12 protein-coding genes are annotated in these 17,202 nt (G+C 35.2%); 3 read left to right on the top strand and 9 right to left on the bottom strand.

Going from position 1 to position 17,202, the window contains the following annotated elements:
* Positions 1-19 precede the first annotated feature (19 nt).
* Both NAT47_RS09370 and NAT47_RS09365 read right to left on the bottom strand, forming a co-directional pair.
* A complete protein-coding gene (locus NAT47_RS09370) occupies positions 20-952 on the bottom strand; it encodes a PorP/SprF family type IX secretion system membrane protein (RefSeq protein WP_250582155.1) in 933 nt (310 codons plus the stop codon).
* Between the two features lie 48 nt (positions 953-1,000).
* Positions 1,001-7,159 (bottom strand): fibronectin type III domain-containing protein, encoded by a 6,159-nt coding sequence (locus NAT47_RS09365; RefSeq protein ID WP_250582153.1) that lies wholly within the window; start codon positions 7,157-7,159, stop codon positions 1,001-1,003.
* 160 nt (positions 7,160-7,319) lie between these two features.
* Between NAT47_RS09365 and NAT47_RS09360 the strand changes: the two genes are divergently transcribed.
* Complete coding sequence (locus NAT47_RS09360) at positions 7,320-8,072, top strand: UDP-2,3-diacylglucosamine diphosphatase (protein ID WP_250582151.1); 753 nt, start codon at positions 7,320-7,322, stop codon at positions 8,070-8,072.
* Here NAT47_RS09360 and NAT47_RS09355 read toward each other — a convergent pair.
* The 7 genes from NAT47_RS09355 to NAT47_RS09325 all read right to left on the bottom strand — a co-directional run bounded on the left by NAT47_RS09355 (position 8,069) and on the right by NAT47_RS09325 (position 13,982).
* On the bottom strand, positions 8,069-9,325 hold the full coding sequence (locus NAT47_RS09355) for an MFS transporter (protein ID WP_250582149.1): 1,257 nt from the start codon (positions 9,323-9,325) through the stop codon (positions 8,069-8,071). The genes NAT47_RS09360 and NAT47_RS09355 overlap by 4 nt on opposite strands.
* Positions 9,318-11,018 carry a single-stranded-DNA-specific exonuclease RecJ gene (gene recJ / locus NAT47_RS09350; protein WP_250582147.1) on the bottom strand — a complete coding sequence of 567 codons (1,701 nt, stop codon included), beginning with the start codon at positions 11,016-11,018 and terminating at the stop codon, positions 9,318-9,320. The genes NAT47_RS09355 and recJ overlap by 8 nt, the downstream gene beginning before the upstream one ends.
* Before the next feature lie 138 nt (positions 11,019-11,156).
* On the bottom strand, positions 11,157-11,489 hold the full coding sequence (locus tag NAT47_RS09345) for a HopJ type III effector protein (protein WP_250582145.1): 333 nt from the start codon (positions 11,487-11,489) through the stop codon (positions 11,157-11,159).
* A gap of 3 nt (positions 11,490-11,492) precedes the next feature.
* Positions 11,493-11,915 (bottom strand): OsmC family protein, encoded by a 423-nt coding sequence (locus NAT47_RS09340; protein ID WP_250582143.1) that lies wholly within the window; start codon positions 11,913-11,915, stop codon positions 11,493-11,495.
* A gap of 2 nt (positions 11,916-11,917) precedes the next feature.
* Positions 11,918-12,103: a PLDc N-terminal domain-containing protein gene (locus NAT47_RS09335; RefSeq protein ID WP_250582302.1), complete on the bottom strand. Its 186-nt coding sequence runs from the start codon at positions 12,101-12,103 to the stop codon at positions 11,918-11,920.
* Positions 12,104-12,156: 53 nt separating this feature from the next.
* Positions 12,157-12,834, bottom strand: coding sequence for a 16S rRNA (cytidine(1402)-2'-O)-methyltransferase (gene rsmI / locus NAT47_RS09330; protein WP_250582141.1), 678 nt, complete (start codon positions 12,832-12,834; stop codon positions 12,157-12,159).
* A gap of 191 nt (positions 12,835-13,025) precedes the next feature.
* Positions 13,026-13,982: a hypothetical protein gene (locus tag NAT47_RS09325; RefSeq protein ID WP_250582139.1), complete on the bottom strand. Its 957-nt coding sequence runs from the start codon at positions 13,980-13,982 to the stop codon at positions 13,026-13,028.
* Between the two features lie 101 nt (positions 13,983-14,083).
* Between NAT47_RS09325 and NAT47_RS09320 the strand changes: the two genes are divergently transcribed.
* On the top strand, positions 14,084-14,716 hold the full coding sequence (locus NAT47_RS09320) for a thymidine kinase (RefSeq protein WP_250582137.1): 633 nt from the start codon (positions 14,084-14,086) through the stop codon (positions 14,714-14,716).
* Between the two features lies 1 nt (position 14,717).
* Positions 14,718-17,162 (top strand): bifunctional UDP-N-acetylmuramoyl-tripeptide:D-alanyl-D-alanine ligase/alanine racemase, encoded by a 2,445-nt coding sequence (locus NAT47_RS09315; protein ID WP_262918745.1) that lies wholly within the window; start codon positions 14,718-14,720, stop codon positions 17,160-17,162.
* The last annotated feature ends 40 nt before the right edge of the window (positions 17,163-17,202 follow it).

Raw genomic sequence — 17,202 nt, 5'->3', positions numbered from 1 at the left:
GTACTCATGTTTAATTGGGTTAGAAGAATCTTGGCGAACTTGATACTTTCTTCGGGAAGTTTAAATCAAATAACAATATAATCTCATGCGAAGAAGGGGTAGTAACTTTCAAGTCGGAAACAATATGATCATATGCATACCCAATTCTTAAATTTGGATTAATTGCATAATTTACCATAGCCCCAAAACTATCATCAAGTCTGTAAGTTGCTCCTATTTCAAACTTTTCATTAAACAAGAAATTAGTTGATAAATCTAAAGAAGTTGGCGCATTAAAAGCAGACTTCATCATAAAAAATGGTTTAAATTTAACATTCTGATTAATATCAAATACGTAACCTCCTGTTAGAAAATAGTGAGAAGTTTCAGATCCAAATTGAACATCATTTCCTGAACGTCTGATGTCTAAATGTTTAGATTTTAACATATTTGGAACTGAAAGTCCGATGTAATATTTATTAGTATAATAAAAAAGCCCTGAACCAAAATTAAAATAAATATTATTAACATCTTCGCTAAAAGCTGGGTCATCTTGCTGCGGAAGAGTATAATTTATATCACTATACAAACCTACTTGATGAAAAGTAAGCCCCGTTTTTATTCCAAAAGCTAACTTATGTTCACCGCCTAAATTAATTGTATAAGAAAAATCTCCATAAACATTATTTTCTTCTACTGGACCAATCTTATCATTAATGAAAGATAGACCTAATCCTACATTTTTACCTACGGGCGCATGACCGAAAAAAGTTCCTGTTGTAGGAGCATCTTCGATCTCAACCCATTGTTTTCTGTATAAAAGACCCATAGATAGGTTTTCTTTACTTCCAGCATAAGCAGGATTCATAATACTCATATTATACATATATTGAGTATAATGTGGATCTTGTTGTGCAAGAGCATCTGCCGAAAAGGCTACTACTCCAATTATTGCAAAAAATAGTTTCTTCATTATTAACTTTTTATTTAATAGCTGCTACATAAGTAGCAGCTTATATAATTACTGTTGTCTATTAATATATACCCAACCTGTTTTTGAAGGTAAATCATTGAATTTAATTACGTAATAATATGTACCGTCAGGTAATTCATTTCCGTTATCAGATTGTCCAAACCATTCATTTGAATAATTTGATTTGCTATAGACCATAGTACCATATCTATTAAATATTTCGACTTTACTTATATTATATCCAGATAAATCCCATGAATCATTTTTCCCATCTCCATTAGGTGAAATACCTTTTGGAATTTCACAGCCATAAACTCTAATATCCATTGTTGCTGTATCAGAACAGAAACCAGCATTTGGAGTAAAAGTATAGGTAATAACACCTATTTGAGTTGTATCAACATTTGATGGAGTCCACACACCTGTAATACCCTCTGCTGAAGTTGTAGGCAAAGTAATTATAGCTCCTAAACATAAATCATCAACTTGAGTAAATGTAGGAGTAGTACTTGGAGTTATTACAAGAGTAAACTGACTGCTACTCGCATTAGTACAAGTAGAACTGTTAGCCAAAACACTATATGTTACAACATAAGTTCCAGGAGCACTCGTTGATAAGTCAATAACTCCAGTTGTAGGATTAATTGACAATCCTGTTGTTGAACTGAAAGATCCTCCAGTAGTAAATCCAGTAACAGAAGTATCAGGTGATAAAATTGAAGAACTTGTTATACATACTGGCGTTGAGTATGTAAAAGTTGTTATTGGATTAGTGTTAACAAATGGATTAATAGTAAATGTTAATGGATTAGATATACAACCTGTAATCAAATCTGTCGCTACTAAAGTATAGGTTCCAGGAGCCACGTTAGTGAAATTAACGCTAGATTGAGTAGTTGTATTAACACCGTCACTTAAGGTATAACTAAAGTTTGTAACATATAAACTGTAGAAACCAACATCAGAATAATCTGGAAGATTGGGAGCGGTAGTAGTCCAATCAATTACATTCCAGTCAGCAGGATTCCACGTCATTGAAGGTAATACAGCTGAAATATTTCTTCTGTAATTGTAACCAACTCCACCACCAGGTGTAAATACAGTACCATTAACACCCCAGTTATCTAATTCAACTCCAGCACTAGTAGTCAAAACAATACTATCATTATTATTAACACCGGCACATGTAGTGAAAGTTAAATCTGGAACAACTCCTCCTTGATTTGCACTTGAACTTAATTTTACAACAACAACATCGTTGTTTGCAATCGTTCCGCTTAATAACAAATCACAACTAGGTGCACCTGTTAAGCTTGTGTAAACTTTTAATCTGTAATTTGATAGATCGACCGTATTACCTGTTCCATTGTAAATTTCTACATAAGTAAGAGCACCAGTAGTGTGATCTGTTATTTCTGAAATAAATAAATCAGTTGGGAAATTTAACTGTGTATTTACAGGAGAAGTAACAGTAAAAGCAGCTGTTTGATTAGAACATATAGGAGTTTGTGTTACATTTATAGCAGGAATAGGAATAGAAGTAACAACAACAGTTCCTGATTGTCCAGTAATAACTCTATCACAAAGACCTGAATTGACATTTGTTAAAGTAACAGTAACATCAGATGTTGGTGAAGTAACCGTAATAGTTGCGATTCCAGATGTACTTAATGTAACTGTTTGATTTGCTCCACCATTTATATTGTAAGTAACTACAGCATTTGAAGTTCCATTAATTGTAAATTCTGCATTTCCAGAACCAATACAAATATTAGAATCTACAACTGTTAATGTAGCAGTTGGCAGAGGTGTCACAACAACAGTTTGAGATAAACTTAATGGAATATTACACGCGCCGTTATCTATGTCCAACAAATTGAATGTAACATTAGCAGCAGGACTAGTAATAGTGTGAACATATTGACCACTAGCATCAACTGTAGCATTCTGATTTGCTCCTCCATTAATATTATAAATAATTGTAGCATTAGGAGTTCCTGTAACAGTAAAGATAGCATCTTGTCCATTACATATAGGAGAATTCGAAACTAAGCTTGTTACTGAAGGTGCTGGATTAACAACTACTGTAAATGGGGCTGAGTTTTGAGCACATTGTCCAGCTGTCGGAATAAAAGTATAAGTTTGCGTTTGCGTATTATCAACTGGCAAATTCCACGTTCCAGTAAAGCCTTCAATTGAAATTGTTGGTAAAACTATTGTATCACCAGCACAGAATGGTCCAATTGGAGAAAAAGTAGGTGTGTAAATAGGATCAACTAAAGTAATTTGAGCTGAATTAGTAAATGTACATCCATTAACTTGGAAAACAAAATTACTATAAACACCTGCATTTAAACCAGTTAATATAATTTGTCCACTAGCATTAGCGATAACATTTAAAGGACCCACTGCAACTAAATCGTCAGTGTAAGTGATACCATAAGAAACGTTTGGAGTAAATCCAGATATTGTAATTGAACCTTCTGTTCCAATACAAGAGGTTGGATTAGTAGATGCAAATGTTGGATTTCCTTGAATCGAGAAAGTAGCTAAATAATTTGCCCCATTATTATTTACAAATATTATATCATCACATTGTGATGCATTATCGTTGTCTCCAGTCAAATCAAAAAACACTTCAATTATATAATCACCTGGAGCTAAAGTGGTCAAATTTATTGGTGATTCTGAATCACTCAAGATTTCTTGCCATTTTTGATCACCAGCGTTACAAACTCCTCCTGTAGGGAAAGTTCCTGCACTACAAGTATCAAATAACGGTAAATTAAGAACCGTAAATGCACCTGGTGTTGCTGAAGCTTCATAAATTCTATAATTTAATCTAGCACTACAAACATTTGAAGTAGATGTTTTAAATGATTTTAATTCTGCCCCTCTGAAGATTAAATTTCCAGAATTTTGAACATAATTACCTAGGTTACTACTTGGGAAAACATTCGAAGAAACACCAATCAAATTAGTGCCCGAACCTGTAATATTAAAGAAATCTCCATCTGTACTAGTATTTGTACAATTTTCAATCCAAACAGCTGTTGCAAGTGAATTAAAAGTACAATTTGTTAAAACTTCTACAAACATTGTGGTAGTTGTCGCACACTGGCCTGCATCTGGCGTGAATGTATAAGTTCCTGAGTTTAAATTATCAACAATTGCAGGTGACCAAGTACCAGTAATACCATTATTAGAAGTAGTATTTAATGTAGGTGCTGGTGAGCCTGAACAAAATGGTGATATCGCAATAAATGATGGAACTGTTTGATCTAAAACGATTACATCAAGAGTTGTTGGTACAGCACATTGACCAGCGGTAGGTGTAAAAGTATAAGTAGCCGAGTTTGTATTACTTACAGTCGCAGGCGACCAAGTACCAGTTACACCATTTGTTGAAGTTGTAGGTAAAACTGGAGCAGTAGCACCTGAACATATTGGAGTAATAGTCGTAAATGTTGGAGTTAATACGTCAAGAACTGTAATAACTGTTGAACTTTGTGTAGAACATAAAGCATTTGTATCTGTTGATTCAACAACAATTGTATAAGTTCCTGGAGCTGGTGGTGTGAAAACAACAGAAGTACCTGTTACTGCACTTAATCCAGTATTTGGAGACCAATTATAAACTCCATTACCTCCTGTTGCATTTAAAGTTAATGTTTGACCCATACACATTGTTGGATTCTGAGGAGTTAAAACAACATCAGTTGTTGTAGAACCACCAGATGTTACTGTTACTGAGTAGTCGCAAATTGCACCCGCAAATCCATCAATCATTAAGAAATAATTTTGACCTGGTGTTAAACCATTAAAAGTTAAATTATTTAAACCAGGATTCATGTTACCAAAACATCCCAAATTAGTTACAGCTCCAGATCCACATGCTGTAGTTGAAAATATCATAAACTGAATTCCACTTCCGTTAGTACAGTTACCAACATTTACAGCCAAGGAAATAGAAGTTGAAGCTGCTTGAAAACTTAAGAATGAATTGTTCTCAATAGATCCACAGAATGCTGTGTCTAATGCTGGCCATGAATTATCAGTATATGTACCTGAAGTATTTCCACAATACCCATCTAAATTACAAACAGGTGGCGCCACAGCACATTCATTACCTGCAGGTGTTGAACCATTACATCCAGCAAAAAGAGTATTAAATCTAACTGGACCACTCCAAAAACTTAATCCATCAGTAGCTCCACAATTTGACAACACATAATACTCATATGATAAGTTAGGATTCAATCCTGTAATTGTATAAGGATTAGTAGAAACATTTATGACTGTTGATGAAGCATTAGGATAACCAGTTCCAGCAGGCTGAACTACGACTTGCCAACTAGTTACACCAGGATTTGTCTCTGTCCAACCAATAGTAGCTCCACTTGGAGTAATATTAGTTACCGTTAAATTTGTAGGTTGTGTACAAGCAGGTGGTGGTCCACATATTACAGAAGCATTCCACCCATCTCGAGTTACAGAACCATCTGAGGTAAAATTAAATGTTAAACAACCACTGGCAGAACTAGCAATAACCTGAGGTGGTAAATTTGTCCCTGTATAAGTACCTATCAAAGGAGCTGCAGTACTATTACCATCATAAATTCTAAGGTTATCGAAGTTATTTTCAAGATTGAAAGAGTTAAAGATTACCATGACTACATCACCAGGATTTTCTGGACAAATTGTAGTAGTTACATTTGCACTATTACCATATTGACCAGTAGGTCCTCCTGGATCAGTGAAGGCATCTCCAGCACAAAAGTTTGGAGTTGTCGAAAATGGTGTTACAGCACTCCATTCACTAACATCAACACCTGGAACACAAATAGCTCTAACGTAAACCACATAATTTGTTGCAGAATTCAATCCTGTAATCAAATAAGGATTACTACTTGTTATTGCATTTGGAGTTGCACCTGGACCTGGAGCAGGAGAACCAGCAGGCAACCATATAATTTCCCATTGAGAAGCTCCCGCAACATCAACCCATGAAACTGAAGCTGAAGATGAGTTTGCTCCAGACACTAGAATATTTGTCGGTTTACGACAAGTAGGTGCTGGCGCACAAGTTATATTGGCAGTCCATCCAGCTCTAACAACTGAACCATCAGAAGTAAATCTAAATGTCAAACAACCATCAGCAGAAGTTGATGTAAATGATGGAGGCAATGCTGTTCCTGAGTATGTACCTAAAAGTGGCGCCGTTATACTATTACCATCATAAATTCTCAAAACATCGAAACCTGACTCAGTATTGAAAGAAGTAAATGTAACAGTGACAAGCTCACCTGGATTTGTTGGACAGATTACAGTTGTAATATTTTCATTAGAAGCATAATTTCCTGAAACACCTCCTGAATCAACAAAATTCCCGCCACAAACTGGCGGAAGAGCGGTTGTTGTAAAATTTTTAGAAGTTGACCATGGACTTAAATTATCGGCTGAACAAATTGCTCTTACATAATAAGTATATCCTGTTAATGGACTCAACCCTGTTAAAGTGTAAGGATTACTAACAGGAGAAACAATAGTACCCGTTCCTTGTGTAAAACCAGCAGGACCATACTCAATTTCAAATTGTGTAGCAGGCCCTGTATATGTCCACGATAAATTTGCCGAAGTTCCTAATGGAGTTGCAGCTAAAGCCGTTGGAGCAAAACATTGTTGATCAATATTTACATTATCAATAACCCATCTATCACCTAATCCATTATTTACCTCCATTACAAAGGCAATATATACGTTTTGACCAACATACGCAGTCAATGGTAAAACAAATTGCTGGAAACCTAATTCATTCATTTGCAACTCATTGAACGTACCCAAAGTTATATTAAAAGATGCTCTGTCTTGAGTTGTTGTTGAAAGCATAACTTTATAAATACTTCCCTGCTCTCCAGCCGAAGCTGACCTACCATAAAATCTCACTTGCCCATTGGTTGGAACTGTGACTTGAGGTGTTATCAAATAATCTTGAGCTAGACCGGGAGAAGTAACCCCATTGTCTCGGTTTACCGTAGCAGAATAAGTCCCTTGATATACCCAGCCAAATCCAGTAGCACTAGTTCTAGCCCAATCTTGAGCTGTTCCAATGCCGTTATCGTCTACAACCCAACCCGTAGGAGGGAAAGATGCACCTTCAAAACCTTCAGACAGCTGTCCAAAAGCAAAGAAAGTGAAAAATGACATAAAAAAAAGTAATAGTTTTTTCATTATGTTAAAAAAGTATTAAGGTTTGATTAATTTTCAAAAATAGTAATTATTATTTAGTGACAAACTTTTTGATGTAAAATATTTATCAATTTCATTAAAATTTATATAATTTTGCAATGAACTTATACTATTTGTATTGAAATCTACATCTAAAATCTATTTCGCTTCCGATCAGCATTTTGGGGCACCAACACCAGAAATTAGCTTTCCAAGAGAACAAAAATTTGTTCAATGGCTTGATGTAATCAAACACGATGCTGAAGCCATTTTTTTACTTGGCGATTTATTCGATTTTTGGTTCGAGTACCAAACTGTTGTTCCAAAAGGTTTTATAAGAGTTTTAGGAAAATTAGCCGAAATTAAAGACTCCGGTATTCCTATCTATTTCTTCGTTGGAAACCATGATTTGTGGATGAAGGATTATTTTCAAAAAGAATTAAACATCCCGGTTTATCATGATAATCAAGAATTTAACTTTAACGGAAAAATATTTTTAATCGGACACGGCGATGGAAAAGGTCCTGGTGACATGGGTTACAAACGAATGAAAAAAGTGTTTACCAACCCGTTTTCGAAATGGTTATTCCGTTGGTTACATCCCGATATTGGAGTAAAATTAGCCCAATATTTATCGGTAAAAAACAAACTGATTTCTGGAGCAGAAGATGTAAAATATTTAGGAGAAGATAATGAATGGTTAGTGCAATATTGCAAAAGAAAACTAGAAAGCAAACACTATGATTTCTTTGTTTTTGGACATCGTCATTTACCTTTAGAAATTGAATTAAAAGAAAATTCTAAATACGTAAACTTAGGCGACTGGATTGGCTACTTTACCTATGGCGTTTTTGATGGCGAAAAAATGGAATTAAAAGAATTCAAAAACTAAATTGTTTCCAAATCTTTTTCGATATCTAATTCTCTGAATTTTGGTGAAGCTACAGCTGTAATTCCCACAATTCCTAAGGTCATCATGCCACCAAAAACAACTGCTGGAACTACTCCCATAATTTTGGATGCCAAGCCACTTTCAAAAGCACCTAATTCGTTAGATGAACCTACGAAAATTGAATTCACAGAAGACACACGTCCTCTCATGTGATCGGGTGTGTAAATCTGAAGAATGGTTTGTCGAATAACTACCGAAATTCCATCTGTTACGCCACTCAAGAATAAAGCTACTACTGATAACCAAAAGTTAGTGGATATTCCAAAAACGATAATACAAACTCCAAATCCGAAAACAGCTAATAATAACTTTTTACCTGCTTTTTGATGCAATGGAATGGATGTCGCAATTAACATCGTAAGCAAACCACCAATAGCCGGAGCTGCTCTTAAAATTCCAAATCCTTCCGAACCTACTTTTAAAATATCTTGTGCAAAAATGGGCAATAAAGCAACGGCTCCACCGAATAAAACAGCAAACATATCAAGCGAAATAGCATTCAAAATAGGTTTTGAACTAAATACAAAAGACAATCCTTCTTTCAAACTTTTGAAAATAGGTTCGCCTAATTTTGGATTTAAAATCGGTTTTCTTTCAATTTGTGTTAGCACAATTAAGGCCATAATCACACAAAAAACCACAAAAACCAACGACCAAAAAGCACCAACCCAACCAATTGCAAATCCCGCCAATGCTGGACCAATTACAGCCGCCACTTGCCAAGTAGAACTACTCCATGTAGCCGCATTTGGTTGCTCTTTTTTAGGAATAATCAATCCCAATAAACTAAAAACAGAAGGAATTAAAAATGCACGAATGATTCCGCCCACAAAAACTAGGGCGTAGATTCCGTATAAAATGGTATTTTTTGAAAAAGAATCGATGAAATTCGGATGCACTATTAAACACATCAAAGCACTGATTGTTGCTAATCCAGAAAAACATTTGATTAACAAGCCTTTCTTCTCATTTTGATCTACAATATGTCCAGCAAACAACGCCATACTTACGGCTGGAATGATTTCCATCAAACCAATTAATCCCAATGATAATGGGTCTTTTGTGATGCGATACACTTCCCACTCAATCAATACAAATTGCATCGACCAAGCCAAGACAATAAACAATCGCATAGCTAAAAACCAGCGAAATTCGGGTATTCGTAAAGATGAAAATGGGTCTTTATTAGCCATTTGAAGCATTAATGTCGCGTAATTGCAATTGCAAAGTTACAGTATCTTTCCATTCGTTTTCTTCTAAAGAAAAAATTGCATCGAATTTATTTTTATTAGCAACCACGTCTAATTTATTTCCCAATCCAAAACCAATTGCTCCAAAAGATTCTGAATTTCCTTGTTTTACAAATGCTTTCAAATGTTCGTTATCGGAACCTAATGTTTTCGCATAACCTGAATCTGTTAATCCTTTCGCTAAGAATAATGGCGTCATGTTTTCAGGTCCGAAAGGTTCGAATTGTTTTAATAATCGCATTAATTTCGGATTGATTTCGGATAATTCGATTTCGGCATCGTATGAAATTTCTGGAATCAACAAATCGGGATGAATGGTTTCTTGCACAACCTTTTCGAAAGCATTTTTGAAATTTTCGTAGTTTTCTTCCAAAAGCGTCATTCCAGCAGCATACATATGTCCACCAAACTGCTCTAAATGTTCAGCACACGCTTCCAACGCATTATACACGTCAAAATCTTTCACAGAACGTGCCGAAGCTGCTAATTTTTCGCCACTTTTCGTAAAAACAATGGTTGGGCGATAGTAATTTTCTACCAATCTTGAAGCCACAATTCCGATAACACCTTTGTGCCAGTTTTCTTGGTATACGACAGTTGAAAATCGGTTTTGTTCGTTATTTTCTTCGATTTGCAATAAGGCTTCTTTGGTAATTTGTTTGTCTAATTCTTTTCTGTCGGAATTATGTTGTTCAATTTCGGATGCAAATTGTTCCGCTTGGTCTAAATCGTATTCCGTTAATAAAGCAACCGCTTCGTTTCCGTGCTTGATTCTTCCTGCTGCATTGATTCTTGGTGCGACTATGAAGACAACATCCGTAATTGTCAACACTTTTTTCTTTACATTTTGAATTAGCGCTTTTATTCCAGGTCGCGGATTCGAATTAATCACTTCCAAACCAAATTTCGCCAACACTCGATTTTCACCATTAATCGGAACAATATCTGCAGCAATTGCTGTTGCGACTAAATCTAAATATTCCACTAAATCGTTAATCGTTTGATTTCGATTTTCAGCTAAAGCTTGAATCAATTTGAATCCAACACCACAACCACACAATTCGTCATACGGGTATGAACAATCTTCACGTTTTGGATCTAAAACCGCAACCGCATCGGGTAAAATATCGCCTGGTCGGTGATGGTCGCAAATGATGAAATCGATGTTTTTTGCTTTGGCGTAATTTACGTGGTCAATCGATTTGATACCACAATCCAAAGCGATGATTAAGGAAATATCGTTGTCTTCGGCATAGTCAATTCCCATGTAGGAAATGCCGTAACCTTCGGCATATCTATCTGGAATGTAAGTCGCAACATTTGGATAAAAACTTCGTAAATAACTCGAAACTAAGGAAACAGCGGTTGTACCATCGACATCGTAATCACCGAAAACTAAGATATTTTCGTTGTTAGCAATGGCTTTTTCAATTCGCGCGACGGCTTTGTCCATATCTTTCATGAGATACGGATTATGCAAATCAACTAAAGTGGGACGGAAAAAGGTTTTGGCTTGTTCGAAGGTTTCGATTCCTCGTTGAACTAATAATTTTGCGATGATTTCATCGACTTGAAGTGCTTGCTGAATGGCTTGTACTTTTTCTGGATTTGGCTTAGATTTTGGATTCCAACGCATAGTTTTAAAAATTAGAATTTAGAAATTAGAATTCAGAATACTAGTTTTGAACTCTATTATTTTGGCTTATATAATTGAACGACAAAGGTATAAATATTTTTTATTTTTCAGTTGTCATTTCGATGAAAAAGAAAAACACTACGAAAGTGCTTCTTTTTCAAATGCGATTCCGTTCCAACCAAATTTAATGAAATTTCGAATGTTTTGATGGTCAGCATCACTTGGTGTTTCAAGTACTTTTTGATAGTGTTCACCAAAAAGAAAAAGAGTTTCTTTCTCTGACAATTTATGAATTTTAGCAAATGAAAACACCTTGCAAGAGCCATTATTTTGATTTTCTTCATTTACAACATCCCCATTTTTAAAAAAGGAAGGTGTAAAAGAATAGTTGGCATCGATGGTTGCGATGACCTCAGCAAAAGAAAGTATTTCCGATTGCTTTACTTTATTAATAAGTGCTTCTACTGTCATTTCTTAATTGTGATAAAAAATTTCGATTTCCACTTTAGCAAATTGACGAAACATTTCCATCACGCCACAATATTTTTCTACCGATAAATTCACGGCTTTCTCTAGCTTTTTCTCGTCTAAATTGTTGCCATAAAAATGATAATCTACTTTTACTTTGTGATAGGTTTTTGGATGTTCTTCGGTTAATTCACCTGAAACTTCAATTTTGAAATCGGTTACTTCTAACTTCATTTTTTCCATTAAGGATGCTACGTCTAAACCTGTGCAACCTGCTAAAGCATTTAACATCAATGCTTTTGGGCGCAAGCCTTTTCCTTCGCCTCCATTTTCTGGACCAGCATCAATTGAAATGATATCGCCACTAGGGTTAGTGGATTCAAATTGCATGTTACCTTTCCAGGTGGTGGTTATGTTGTGTTTTTCCATATTTAATTAATAATAATTCTTTTTTTTCTTCCAATGAAAAAGTACAAAAAAGGTCCCAATATTGGAACAAATATTAAAACTAATATCCAAATTAATTTATCGTTACCATTAAATGAATTTCTCAAAACATCTATTACACAAAACAACCAAAAAAATAATACAACAAATAAAAAAACTTGCCAAAACATTAATCCAAATGAAAAACTATCTAACTGAAACTCCATATATAATTGTTTTAAATTCACTTCAAACTCTTCCCACCCACAACCACAACAATCTCCCCTTTAGCGGGTTTCGCTTCAAAGTGTTTTAATACTTCTTCGGCGGTTCCTCTAACGGTTTCTTCGTGTAATTTGGATAATTCTCTAGAAACAGAAACGGGTCTATCGGCACCGAAATATTGTACAAATTCGGCTAAGGTTTTGTTTAGTTTATGTGGCGATACGTAGAAAATCATGGTACGATATTCTTCTTGTAAGGCTAAAAATCGGGTTTGTCTTCCTTTTTTATCGGGTAAAAATCCTTCGAAAACGAATTTATCATTGGGCAAACCGCTATTCACCAAAGCAGGTACAAAAGCTGTTGCGCCTGGCAAACATTCTACCGCAATTCCGTTTTCCACACAAGCGCGCGTAAGCAAAAATCCTGGATCGGAAATGGCTGGAGTTCCTGCATCGCTGATTAAAGCAATAGTTTCGCCTGCTTGTAATCGCTTCACCAAATTTTCAACGGTTTTGTGTTCGTTGTGCATGTGGTGGCTGTGCATGTGCGTAGCAATTTCGAAATGTTTTAGCAATTTTCCGCTGGTTCGCGTATCTTCTGCTAAAATTAAATCGACTTCTTTTAGCACTTTAATTGCACGAAAAGTCATGTCTTCTAAATTACCTATTGGCGTTGGAACGATATATAATTTACTCATTTAAAACTATTTACAAACACGAATTTCACGAATTAGCACGAATTAGCACGAATTAACTATGTACTAAGAAAAACTCAAACAATAAAAAAACCTATGTTTCTATGTGGTCAAACTAAAAACTCGAATTTCACAAATTAGCACAAATTCACCAAAAGGAATCTGAGACTGAAAACTGAGACTGAGACTGAAAACTAACTAAACTTCTTCTCCACAATTTCCATGAAACGCGTTTCGAACTCTTCAGCACCTTCCCAATTGTTATAATCCGGTTTTACGAAATCATCTACGAAAGCTTTTGCTTCCTCAAAACTATCAAAGGTATTCAATTGCGAAACCACACGGTTAAAATCATCCGAACTACCACCAAATAATTTCTTTTCAAATCCAATTCTATCATTTAAGCCAAAAGTAATAGCCTTATTCAATCTATCATTTAGCGAACTGATTTTTGGTTCTTGGCTTACTTTTTCAAAAGTTGCTTTTACTTCTTCTTCTAATACTTTTGGAGTTTCTGCAACAGGTTCTGGTTGAATTTCTTCCTTAACTTCTTCAACTGGCGTTACAGCTTCAAAAACAGTTTCAGTAACTTTTTCAACTTCTGCTGGAACATCTTCCACTTTTACAAAATCCAATTCTTGATAATCGTGTACCAATAAATCTTCAAACGAAATTTGTTTCGCTGGTTCTTCTATTTTTGGAGCTTCGACAACTGGTGCTTCTTCTATAATTTCCTCTTCAATTGATTCTTCTTCCATTGAAGTAATCAATACTTCCTCCTCTTCATCTTCATCATCTTCAACGATTAACTCCGCCACTACAATTTTTTCTTCCTCTAATTGAGTTTCTTCCACATTTTCTTCTGAAACTGGAGCTTCAACCACTACTTCCTTTTCAGGTGCAATTTCTTCTACAACAGCAATTGGTAGTTCAAAAATATCGGCTTTTTTTTCTACTAATTTCGCTTCCAAAACTTCTTCTGAAATTTCGTTTTTTACCAATTCGAAATTCTCTTCATAAAAGCGTAAAATTGTCAATTGATCGTACAAATTTTTAGCTTCTTGCTGCAATTGAACGGTTTCGGAATGGTTTTTCAACTTTAAAATTCGGTGGGCAATACTGATTAATTCAGCGGTTACTCTTTTCTTCATAACTTTATTGGATGGAATTGAATATATCGATACTTTTTTAATAATTTTGTTTTGATTACAAATGTAACAGAAAATAATTTTTAACGTACGAAAGATACAAAATGTTTCTCGAAAATACCGTAAATCAACAAGAACAATTTGGCTGGATTGAAGTAATTTGTGGCTCCATGTTTTCGGGTAAAACCGAAGAATTGATTCGCCGCCTAAAACGAGCTCAGTTTGCCAAACAAAAAGTGGAAATCTTCAAACCGGCTGTCGATACAAGATATGACGACGAAATGGTGGTTTCGCACAATCGCAATGAAATTCGTTCTACACCGGTTCCTGTTGCTGAAAATATTCGAATTTTAGCTCAAGGTTGCGATGTGGTTGGTATTGACGAAGCGCAATTTTTCGATGAAGAAATTGTTGCTGTTTGTAATGATTTAGCGAACTCGGGAATTCGAGTAATTGTGGCTGGATTAGACATGGATTTTAAAGGAAATCCGTTCGGTCCGATGCCAGCGCTCATGGCTACTGCCGAATATGTTACTAAAGTTCACGCCGTTTGTACGCGTACCGGAAATTTAGCACATTATAGTTTTAGAAAATCAGACGACAAAAGACTGGTAATGCTTGGTGAAACCGAAGAATATGAACCATTAAGTCGTGCCGCTTATTTTAAAGCTATCCGAGAAAACATGGAAGTGAAAGATGTTGAAATTGTAAACAAGCAAAAAGACGATAATCAATAAATTGAACCTCAACCTAACTCATATTATTTCGTTTTGTAAAGGCGTTTTTCACGGAAATTCGACTGAGTTTACCGCAACTCACATTTCGATTGACAGCCGTTCGTTACAAAATGGAAGCAACACCTTGTTTTTTGCCATCAAAGGACAAAATCACGATGCACATTTGTATTTGGAAGAGTTGATTGCTAAAGGCGTTCGCTATTTTGTAGTCGAATATATTCCGGAACATGTATACGAAAAAGCGAATTTCATTATCGTTGAAAATTCGTTAAAAGCGCTACAACAAACTGCTATTGGCTACCGTAAACAATTCGATTTTCCATTTGTGGGAATTACCGGAAGCAACGGAAAAACCATCGTAAAAGAATGGCTGAATTTCTTATTGAGTCCGAATCATTTGATTGTTCGAAATCCGAAAAGTTATAATTCACAAGTCGGAGTTCCGTTATCGATTTTAGCGATTGAAGGGAATTATGATTTGGGAATTTTTGAAGCTGGAATTTCGCTACCAAATGAAATGTCAAATTTAGAACACATCATTCAACCGAAATACGGCATTTTAACGAATATTGGTTCGGTTCATGATGAAGGTTTTGCGAATCGCGAAGCCAAAATCAAAGAGAAAGTCCAACTTTTTGAAAATTGTTCGGATATTTTCTTGGAAAAGAATGCTGAAATTGAAGCTTTACTTCCAAAAAACAGCCAAAAACACACTTGGAGCTTTTCAGATGAAAGCGCGAATTTATTCGTTTCAAAAAAAAATGAAAATGGTAAAACCGAATTGACTTTTAAAAACGTAACGAATACTTTCAGTGTAAATATTCCGTTTTCGGATGAAAATTCGATTGAAAATGTAATTACTTGTGTGAATTTCATGTTGTTTTTAGGCGAAGAAATTGTATTTATTCAAAATCGAGTTGCCGAATTATATCCAGTAGAATTACGACTTCAAGCTAAAAAAGGCATCAATAATTGTTTGGTCATCGATGACAGTTATTCGGTGGATTATCAATCGTTGAAAATTGCATTGGATTTCTTAGAACAACAAAAATTACACGATAAAAAAACAATTATTTTATCTGATATTTTCACGAGTGGTATTGCTGTAGAAACGCTTTACAATCAGGTAAAACAATTGCTTTCGAAAAACAAAATCGAGCGTATTATTACCATTGGCGAAACCATCGGAAAACAATTGAACGATTTACCGAATGTGATTTCGTTTACCACTACGCAAGAATTTTTACAGCAATTCAACACACAGTCGTTTCAAAACGAGACCATTCTAGTGAAAGGTGCGCGTGGTTTCAACTTTCATGAAATTGTGGTTTTGTTGGAAGAGAAAAATCACGAAACAATTTTAGAAATCAATCTCGATGCGATTAGTCACAACTTGAATTTCTACAAATCCAAACTAAAACCAGAAACCAAAATTATGGTGATGGTAAAAGCGTTTGGCTATGGAAATGGCGGTTACGAAATTGCCAAATTGCTCGAACATCATAAAGTCGATTACTTAGGTGTAGCATTTGCCGATGAAGGCATCGAATTACGAAAAGCAGGAATTACGACTCCAATTATGGTTTTAAATCCCGAAAACAGTAGTTTTAGAGCCATGATTGCCTATAATTTAGAACCTGAAATTTATTCGATTACGGGTTTACAAGCGTTTTTAAAAATTGCCCAACACCAAAATATTTCCCATTATCCGATTCATATAAAGTTAGATACCGGAATGCATCGTTTAGGATTTGAACCTCATTTGATAGACGAATTGTGTTCCTTACTAAAAAACAACAATTTCGTTAAGGTGAAAAGCGTGTTTTCGCATTTAGCGGCGAGTGACGACTTGCAATTTGATGATTTCACGAAATTACAATTTCAACGTTTTGATGCAATGTATTCCGAATTAGAAAAAGTATTGCCTTCAAAACCAATTCGCCATATTTTAAACACGTCAGGAATTTTCAATTATCCTGAAAAGCAAATGGAAATGGTGCGATTAGGTATTGGTTTGTATGGCATTGGAAATTCGGAACAAGAATTAAATAAACTAGAAAACGTTAGTACTTTAAAAACCATTATTTCCCAAATAAGAGAAGTTTTACCAGAAGAAAGCATTGGTTACAGCCGAAGATTTCGAGTGACGCAAAAAATGAAAGTCGCTACGATTCCGATTGGTTATGCCGATGGCATTCGAAGAGCTTGGGGCAATGAAAAAGGATTTGTCACTATCAACAATCAAAAAGCTACCATTTTAGGCTCCATTTGTATGGACATGATGATGGTGGATGTTACTCATATTTCCTGTAAAACTGGCGACGAGGTTATTATATTTGGAAAAAATCCCAAAGTGACTGAAATGGCGAGTGTTATTGGCACGATTCCCTATGAAATTTTGACTGGGATTTCGCAACGAGTAAAGCGAATTTTCTTTAAAAATTAACTTTTTAATTTTAAATATTGTATATTCGTTAAACTGAAAA

Source organism: Flavobacterium fragile, from assembly GCF_023634865.1.
Classification (GTDB): domain Bacteria; phylum Bacteroidota; class Bacteroidia; order Flavobacteriales; family Flavobacteriaceae; genus Flavobacterium; species Flavobacterium fragile.
This window is presented reverse-complemented; position numbering and strand designations above follow the sequence as displayed.

What these genes read in the sequence shown, in the direction of transcription:
- NAT47_RS09370 (WP_250582155.1), bottom strand. Translation starts at nt 952, where the DNA reads ATGAAGAAACTATTTTTTGCAATAATTGGAGTAGTAGCCTTTTCGGCA.
- NAT47_RS09365 (WP_250582153.1), bottom strand. Translation starts at nt 7,159, where the DNA reads ATGTCATTTTTCACTTTCTTTGCTTTTGGACAGCTGTCTGAAGGTTTT.
- NAT47_RS09355 (WP_250582149.1), bottom strand. Translation starts at nt 9,325, where the DNA reads ATGGCTAATAAAGACCCATTTTCATCTTTACGAATACCCGAATTTCGC.
- recJ (WP_250582147.1), bottom strand. Translation starts at nt 11,018, where the DNA reads ATGCGTTGGAATCCAAAATCTAAGCCAAATCCAGAAAAAGTACAAGCC.
- NAT47_RS09345 (WP_250582145.1), bottom strand. Translation starts at nt 11,489, where the DNA reads ATGACAGTAGAAGCACTTATTAATAAAGTAAAGCAATCGGAAATACTT.
- NAT47_RS09340 (WP_250582143.1), bottom strand. Translation starts at nt 11,915, where the DNA reads ATGGAAAAACACAACATAACCACCACCTGGAAAGGTAACATGCAATTT.
- NAT47_RS09335 (WP_250582302.1), bottom strand. Translation starts at nt 12,103, where the DNA reads ATGTTTTGGCAAGTTTTTTTATTTGTTGTATTATTTTTTTGGTTGTTT.
- rsmI (WP_250582141.1), bottom strand. Translation starts at nt 12,834, where the DNA reads ATGAGTAAATTATATATCGTTCCAACGCCAATAGGTAATTTAGAAGAC.
- NAT47_RS09325 (WP_250582139.1), bottom strand. Translation starts at nt 13,982, where the DNA reads ATGAAGAAAAGAGTAACCGCTGAATTAATCAGTATTGCCCACCGAATT.
- NAT47_RS09320 (WP_250582137.1), top strand. Translation starts at nt 14,084, where the DNA reads ATGTTTCTCGAAAATACCGTAAATCAACAAGAACAATTTGGCTGGATT.